We start from the raw sequence: 5,897 nt of genomic DNA on the forward strand, positions 1-5,897 counted from the left end.
CCCGGCCGCTCGCCGCTGCTGGTCGTCAGCGGCGAGCGGGACCACCCGGGGCTGCGCGCCGACGCCGTGGACCTCGTCAACGCCCTCGGGGGAGGGGCCGAACTGCTGTCGATCCCCGGCCTGGCCCACCCGCTCGCCGAGGAGCCGGGCATCGAGCCCGCGCCACAGCTGCCGCTGGCACGCGAGGTGGACGCCGCCCTGACGACCTGGTTCCGGCGTCACCTCGCGGACGCGGGCTAGGCGACCTCGCCGGCCTGCCTGCTGATCAGGTTCGCCCCTGGCCGGGGTCTCGCCTCGACCGGGTCCCCGGGTCGCGACGGGGTCGCGGGTCCCTTCGCCCGCCGGCCGTGCGGACCCGTGCTCCCCTCACGTCCGGTGTCGCGGCTCCGCGTGGGGATCCGTCGCGGGCTGGTCCCTCCCCGAAATCCCCCGAACTCCCGTCCGCCACCCGTTTCCGGTCCTGTGGAACACACCGGCCGACGACCCGGTTCACCCCGGTTCACCCCGGTTCACCCCGCTTCCCGTGGTGCGGAAGGTGGGACCGTCGCGGTGCTCAGGTGGGGGGCTGGGCTCGGACGAGGTCGACGAAGTCGACGAGCTCCGGGTCGTGCCGGGCAGCAGCCAGTTCGGTCTCGAGCGTTCGCAGGTACGTCTCCCGGGCGCGGGCGAGGAGGTCCCGTCCGTGCTCCGTGATCTGGGTGTAGACGCCTCGCCGGTCCGTTTCGCACAGGTACCTCTCGGTGAGTCCCTCGCGTTCGAGCCGACCGACCAGTCTGCTCACCGAGCTGTGCTTGAGCGGAATCGCGTCCGCGAGCACCTGCTGGCGGAGGTGCCCCCCATCGTCCGAGTAGGCGAGCGAGGCCAGGGCGAGGTACTCGGAGACGGACAGGCCGTGTTCCTGGTGCAGTGCGCGTTCCACCGCGTCGTCGACGAGGGCCTGCAGCCGGCGTAGGGCCTGCCACCTCCGTTCCACGGGAGTGGGCAGCGCGATGCTCGGTCGGCCTTCTCGCATGGTCCCAGTCTGACCTGACCCCGTGTCCGTGCACTAGGTGTATATGCACTATATGTATATGCACGGACAAGGGGAAGGATGTCGGGATGCGTGTGTTCCTGACGGGATCGACCGGCTTCATCGGCGGTTCCCTCGCGACGGAGCTGCTGAGGTCGGGGCATGAGGTGGTCGGCCTGACCCGGTCGCCCGCTGCGGTGAAGCCCTTGGCGGAACTGGGGGTGGAGCCCGTCGTCGGCTCGCTGGACGACCCCGTACTCCTCGCCAGGGAGGCGGCCAGGGCCGACGCCGTGATCAACGCGGCGGACAGCGACCACCACGGTGCGGTCGTCGCTCTCAGCGAGGCACTGGCGGGTTCGGGCAAGCCGCTGCTGCACACCAGCGTCCAGCATCGTGGGGGATGACGCACGGGGCGAGCGTTCCGCTCGGGTGTTCGACGAGGACGACCTGCGGCCCGGAGGCGCGTGGCAGCCGACCGGGGACAAGGCTGCCCGGGTGGCGACCGACCGGGTCGTGGTGGAGGCCTCCCGTCGTGACGTCCGTTCCGTGGTGCTGTGCAACAGCCTGATCTACGGCCACGGCAGGGGACTGGGGAGGGACAGCGTGCAGATTCCCGCCCTGGTGAACGTGGCCAGGGCCACCGGAACCGTGCGGCACGTCGGCCCCGGGGAGAACATCTGGTCCACGGTGCACATCGACGACGTCGTCGACCTCTACCTCCGGGCGTTGACCGGTGCGCCGGCGGGCTCCTTCTACTTCGTGGAGAACGGGGAAGCGTCGTTCGGCGACATCGCGCGGGCGGTCGCACGCGCTCTGGGCCTGCCGCCCGCCCAACCCTGGGACGTCGACTCGGCCGTCGACGAATGGGGCTACGAACTCGCGCGGTACGCCCTCGGTTCGAACAGCCGGGTGCGAGGAACACGGGCGCGGCAGGAGCTCGGGTGGAGCCCGGAACACAGCTCGGTGCTCGACTGGATACGCCACGAGCTGCGCGGCGGCGGCCCGCCCGCGCACACCGCTGAGTGACGCCGACCGGCCGGGGCGCGCGGCACGCGCCAGCTGGTCACGAATTCGTCTCCCCAGCCGGGGTCGATCCCCGTTCTTCCGGTCGACTCCCCGGTGGTTCGAGGCTGGTCCCGACCGGCGGCCGACCGGCGCGTGTCGTGCTCACCTGGACCAGGGGTGGTGGAGGTGGGCCGTGCTGAGGAGCGTCGAGCACGAGCGGGTACGCGCCGGCGCCCAGCACGTCGGCGAGGTCGCCAGTACGTGCGCCCGGGCGAGGGGCGGTCGCCCGGGGCCGCGACGCCGCCGTGCGCGGGAACCTGGCCGGCTGGGTGCTCCCAGCGGACCCGGGAGGCGAGGTTCGTCGACCTGCCCGCGCTGCCGGGGCCGTCGTGACGGATTCCGGGGGCGGCGGTGGACCGGACTGGTGAGGTGCCGCTGCCGCCCGCCCCGCACATCCCCGGAGCTACCGCACCCGTACCCGCCGGGAGGAACCGCTTCTCGCTCCGTGAACCCGGGTCCCACGTCCCGCTGGGCGGCCCGGTGGTGGGGGAGTTGTGGGGCCGGTGGGACTCGAACCCACACTGGCACGGACCTAAACCGTGTGCCTCTGCCAATTGGGCTACGGCCCCCGTGCGCCGTTCCGACGCGGACCACAGGGTAACGGAAAGATCACTCTCGCGAGGCGAGGGGGCGCGCTTCTGTCAGCGAGACCACGTTCCCGGCGGCTCGTCCCGCACGCGGCGCCCGCCGCGCGTTCGCCCGCCCAACGGGCGTCCTCTACGGTGTCGGAAACAGGATCGCTGCTGGCCGCGTCGGGTGGTCGCCCGGCCGGTCCGGTCGTGCCGGTCGTGCACGAGTTCCTGGTCCGCACTGCTGTGAGGAGGAAACGTGGCTCGCGACCCCGACGAGATCGAGCGGGAGATCGAAGACGCTCGTACCGCGTTGGCCGGAACGCTCGACGAGCTGGGTAGCAAGGCGAACCCGCAGCGGTTCATCGAGTCCGGGAAGGCCAGTGCCCGGGAGAGGCTGGCGGACCCTCGGGTGAAGTACTCGTTGATGGCGATCGGTGCCCTGATCGCGTTCGCGTTGCTGCGCAAGCTGTTCCGCTGAGCGAGGTCGTCGGGGGCGGTGCCGGGTGCCGGCTCCGCCCCCGACCCGTGCCAGGGGTGGCTTCGGCCCGCGTCGCGGACGGGTCCACGTCGGCTTGCCCCCGACGTTCCTCCTCCGAACGGTCGCGGGCCTCGGCCCCCCGGCAGCGGTCCTGCCCACTCCGGGGCCGCACCGACGACGCCCCGAACCCGCGAGTGCCTCGGGTTCCAGGACGACCTCGGCGAGAACTACGAGGAGACCGGTCGGGTCTCGGTGTACGAGGAGGGAGCGGAGTCGACCAGGTGGAACACCGCTCCTGTGACGATCCTCGGGGAGGGACGGCGCACCGGTGACGACGTGATGTTCTCGCCCCGGTACTTCGTCACCTCCGACACCGACCAGTACTACGGGTACGGGTCTGCCGACGTGTTCGCCGGTGAGCTGACCCTCTCCGACGAGGAGGGGGTGCTCGCCTCCAGCGACGAGTACGGCTTCCGAGCGCGTCGGTCCCGAGCGGGCCCGGGATGTACACGCCGGAGGCCACGGCCACGAGGAACGTGGAGTGGTCGGTGCTGGGCACCTCGGCGCGGGCCCCGGTGGACCTCCCGGAGTGAGAACCCGGGGCTGGGGGACCAGCCGGTCTGCCCCTGATGGGGGTCCGGTTCACCTCGGTCGCGACCGTCGACGATCCGCTCGGGGTCCTGCCTGGGAACGAGGAGCACGCGTTCGCCGTGACGGTCGAGGACACCGCCGCTGGGATCACCGAGCTGGCGGTCGAGTACTCGGTGGACGACGGGGAGACCTGGGAGTCGCTGGAGGTCGTCGACGGCGTGGTCGCGGTGGTGCACCCGGCGGAAGGCTTCGTGCCACTGCGGGCCAGGGCATCGGACTCCGAGGGGAATTCCGTGGAGCAGACGGTGATCCGCTCGTACCAGGTCGGTCCCTCGACGCGGTGAGCCGGAGGGGCGGCGCGCCTCCTGACTCCCCGCTCCGCCCCTTCGCCCGGGCCGACGACGGCGGACATCCGCCACCACGCCCCGTCACCGCCCCGAGGCACGGCACGGCGGGAGCATGCTCGGGCGGGTGGTAACCACCGCGATGAGGGGCGGGTTGGAGAGGCCATGCGTCCCGGCACCGGGTGGGTCGCCGGTCGCGGCGGTCTCCGGCTGGTCCGCTGGGCGCGGAGTCGGCGGACGTGGATACGGGGCGGGGACGCTCGACCGGCCCCGCCCCGGCTCGTCCGCCGGTACTAGCTCGCCCGTTTCCCGCGCCTCGTCGCGGAGTCGGAGCGGGACCGCTTCTTCCGCGTGGCGCCGCCCTCGTCCTCCTTCTTCTCGCCAGCCTGGTCGGTTTCCCCGCCGGCCGGCGCCGACGGCTGGACGTCGGTCGTGGTCTCCTCCACCGTGCCCGTCGCCGGAGGAGGTACTTCGGTCCCCGCCTCGTCGGTCGACGCGGTCCGCGCCGCCCCGGCCTCGGCGTCCACCGGCCGGTCAGAGGTCTCGCCGGAAACATCAGCCCCACCAGTCACACCGGCCACAGTGGACCCTGCTTCGCCGACGGGGGCGGCTGGTTGCTGATCTTGATCGGCTACAGTGTCCGAACCGGACTGGGCGGCGGTCTTCCGCTCGGTGTCGCCGTGGTCCCGAGGTGCCACGTGCCTGGCGTACAGGTAGGCACGGGTGAAGGCAACGGCGTCACCGTCAAGCAGGTGCACTGCGACGGGATGTCCGCCGGAGAGTTCCTCGATCAGTTCGTCGGCGCGGGCCCGCGCCGCGAGCAGGCCGGACGCGTGGTCGGTCCGGGAACTCTCCTCGCCAACCACGGTGAGCGTCCAGTCCTCCCCGTCCTGCACGTAGTTGACCGTGATGGGTGCAAGTTCCATGGTGCTACTCCCCTCCCACATGGCCTCATCGTCCGTCCGGATGACGGGACCCGCATGGTGGGAGCGGAACGGCACGCTGTAAGGCCGTTACTGAGGGTGTCGGCCCCCTCTGACGGGTGAAAGTGGTGTGCGTGGAGGGTGTCGGTCCGGTGCGACACCCTGACAGCGCGCGCCGTGATCAAGGAGAAGCGATGCCGAAAGTGCTGTCCCAGCAGGATCTTCAATACCTGACGGAGGAGCTGACCGCCGGACGCCAGCCCCAGGTCTGGTTCACGACCCGAGCGGTGGGGGTCGAGGCGGGCAAGTCCGGCAAGGTCGTGGGCCTGGGCGACCCGGCGGACGGCGACTTCATCCAGGTCACTCCCACCGGGTCCCAGGACACCCTGACCTTCTCCACCAGCGAACTCACGCTGGAGAAGCCGGGGCGGAAGCGCAAGGACGGCAAGAACGCCGCGCCGGCGGCGAAGAAGCCGGCCAACCCCCCGAGCCCCACGTTCTCCGCCGCGCCCGGCGCGGCGATGCCCAAGTCCCCATCCACGAGCGGAGGTTCCGTGTCCGAACAGTCATCGACGTCCCAGTCCGGGAGTTCGAAGGCGAAGGCGGGAAGCGCCAAGAAGGCCAAGGCGCCCACGGCCGCGGTACTCACCCTGACGTCCACCCAGGACGGTCTCTGGACGGCCGAGGTCATGTTGGGCACCAAGAAGGCGGTCAAGCCGACGACCGTCAGCCCGGCCGCGGTGTCGCAGGCCGTCGCGCTGCTCCACGAGGACGTCGAGGCCGCCATCGAGCCGGTCCTCGAGGCGGCCCGCGAGCAGCACCGGGCGCGCGTCGAGCAGTTGCAGGCCGAGCTGGAGGAGGCCCGGCGCCTCCTCGGCGAGCTCACCCCGCAGCCGGCCGCTCCGGAGGAGCCCG

The 5,897-nt window shown here is 71.8% G+C and carries 8 protein-coding genes, 1 tRNA gene and 1 pseudogene; 6 read left to right on the top strand and 4 right to left on the bottom strand.

What is annotated here, in order from left to right; all coding sequences use genetic code 11:
- A pseudogene (locus ACTIDRAF_RS29450) lies at positions 1-240 on the top strand (alpha/beta hydrolase); the annotation flags it as partial.
- Between the two features lie 313 nt (positions 241-553).
- On the opposite strand, the gene ACTIDRAF_RS0217175 reads toward ACTIDRAF_RS29450, so the two are convergent.
- Positions 554-1,012, bottom strand: coding sequence for a MarR family winged helix-turn-helix transcriptional regulator (locus ACTIDRAF_RS0217175; protein ID WP_245533569.1), 459 nt, complete (start codon positions 1,010-1,012; stop codon positions 554-556).
- Positions 1,013-1,098: 86 nt separating this feature from the next.
- Between ACTIDRAF_RS0217175 and ACTIDRAF_RS34530 the strand changes: the two genes are divergently transcribed.
- Positions 1,099-1,413, top strand: a complete 315-nt coding sequence (locus ACTIDRAF_RS34530; protein ID WP_211215368.1) for an NAD-dependent epimerase/dehydratase family protein — start codon at positions 1,099-1,101, stop codon at positions 1,411-1,413.
- The gene (locus ACTIDRAF_RS29455) at positions 1,403-2,035 is read left to right on the top strand and encodes an NAD-dependent epimerase/dehydratase family protein (protein ID WP_211215369.1); all 633 of its coding nucleotides are present in this window, start codon (positions 1,403-1,405) and stop codon (positions 2,033-2,035) included. The genes ACTIDRAF_RS34530 and ACTIDRAF_RS29455 overlap by 11 nt, the downstream gene beginning before the upstream one ends.
- A gap of 534 nt (positions 2,036-2,569) precedes the next feature.
- Here ACTIDRAF_RS29455 and ACTIDRAF_RS0217185 read toward each other — a convergent pair.
- Positions 2,570-2,643 (bottom strand) — tRNA-Leu (locus ACTIDRAF_RS0217185).
- A gap of 259 nt (positions 2,644-2,902) precedes the next feature.
- On the opposite strand from ACTIDRAF_RS0217185, the gene ACTIDRAF_RS0217190 reads away from it, so the two are divergent.
- Positions 2,903-3,124, top strand: a complete 222-nt coding sequence (locus ACTIDRAF_RS0217190; protein ID WP_016699963.1) for a DUF3618 domain-containing protein — start codon at positions 2,903-2,905, stop codon at positions 3,122-3,124.
- 227 nt (positions 3,125-3,351) lie between these two features.
- Here the strand turns inward: ACTIDRAF_RS0217190 and ACTIDRAF_RS33900 are convergent, their stop codons facing one another.
- Positions 3,352-3,498, bottom strand: a complete 147-nt coding sequence (locus tag ACTIDRAF_RS33900; protein WP_157163096.1) for a hypothetical protein — start codon at positions 3,496-3,498, stop codon at positions 3,352-3,354.
- A 255-nt stretch (positions 3,499-3,753) separates the two neighbouring features.
- Between ACTIDRAF_RS33900 and ACTIDRAF_RS29460 the strand changes: the two genes are divergently transcribed.
- A complete protein-coding gene (locus ACTIDRAF_RS29460; protein ID WP_016699965.1) occupies positions 3,754-4,059 on the top strand; it encodes a hypothetical protein in 306 nt (101 codons plus the stop codon).
- A 293-nt stretch (positions 4,060-4,352) separates the two neighbouring features.
- Here the strand turns inward: ACTIDRAF_RS29460 and ACTIDRAF_RS32075 are convergent, their stop codons facing one another.
- A complete protein-coding gene (locus ACTIDRAF_RS32075; protein WP_157163097.1) occupies positions 4,353-4,985 on the bottom strand; it encodes a hypothetical protein in 633 nt (210 codons plus the stop codon).
- Between the two features lie 191 nt (positions 4,986-5,176).
- Here ACTIDRAF_RS32075 and ACTIDRAF_RS29470 point away from each other — a divergent pair.
- On the top strand, positions 5,177-5,897 hold a 721-nt coding region (locus tag ACTIDRAF_RS29470), incomplete at its 3' end, for a DUF6319 family protein (protein WP_016699967.1).

Origin of the sequence: Actinoalloteichus spitiensis RMV-1378 (assembly GCF_000239155.1) — a bacterium.
GTDB classification, from domain to species: Bacteria; Actinomycetota; Actinomycetes; order Mycobacteriales; family Pseudonocardiaceae; genus Actinoalloteichus_B; species Actinoalloteichus_B spitiensis.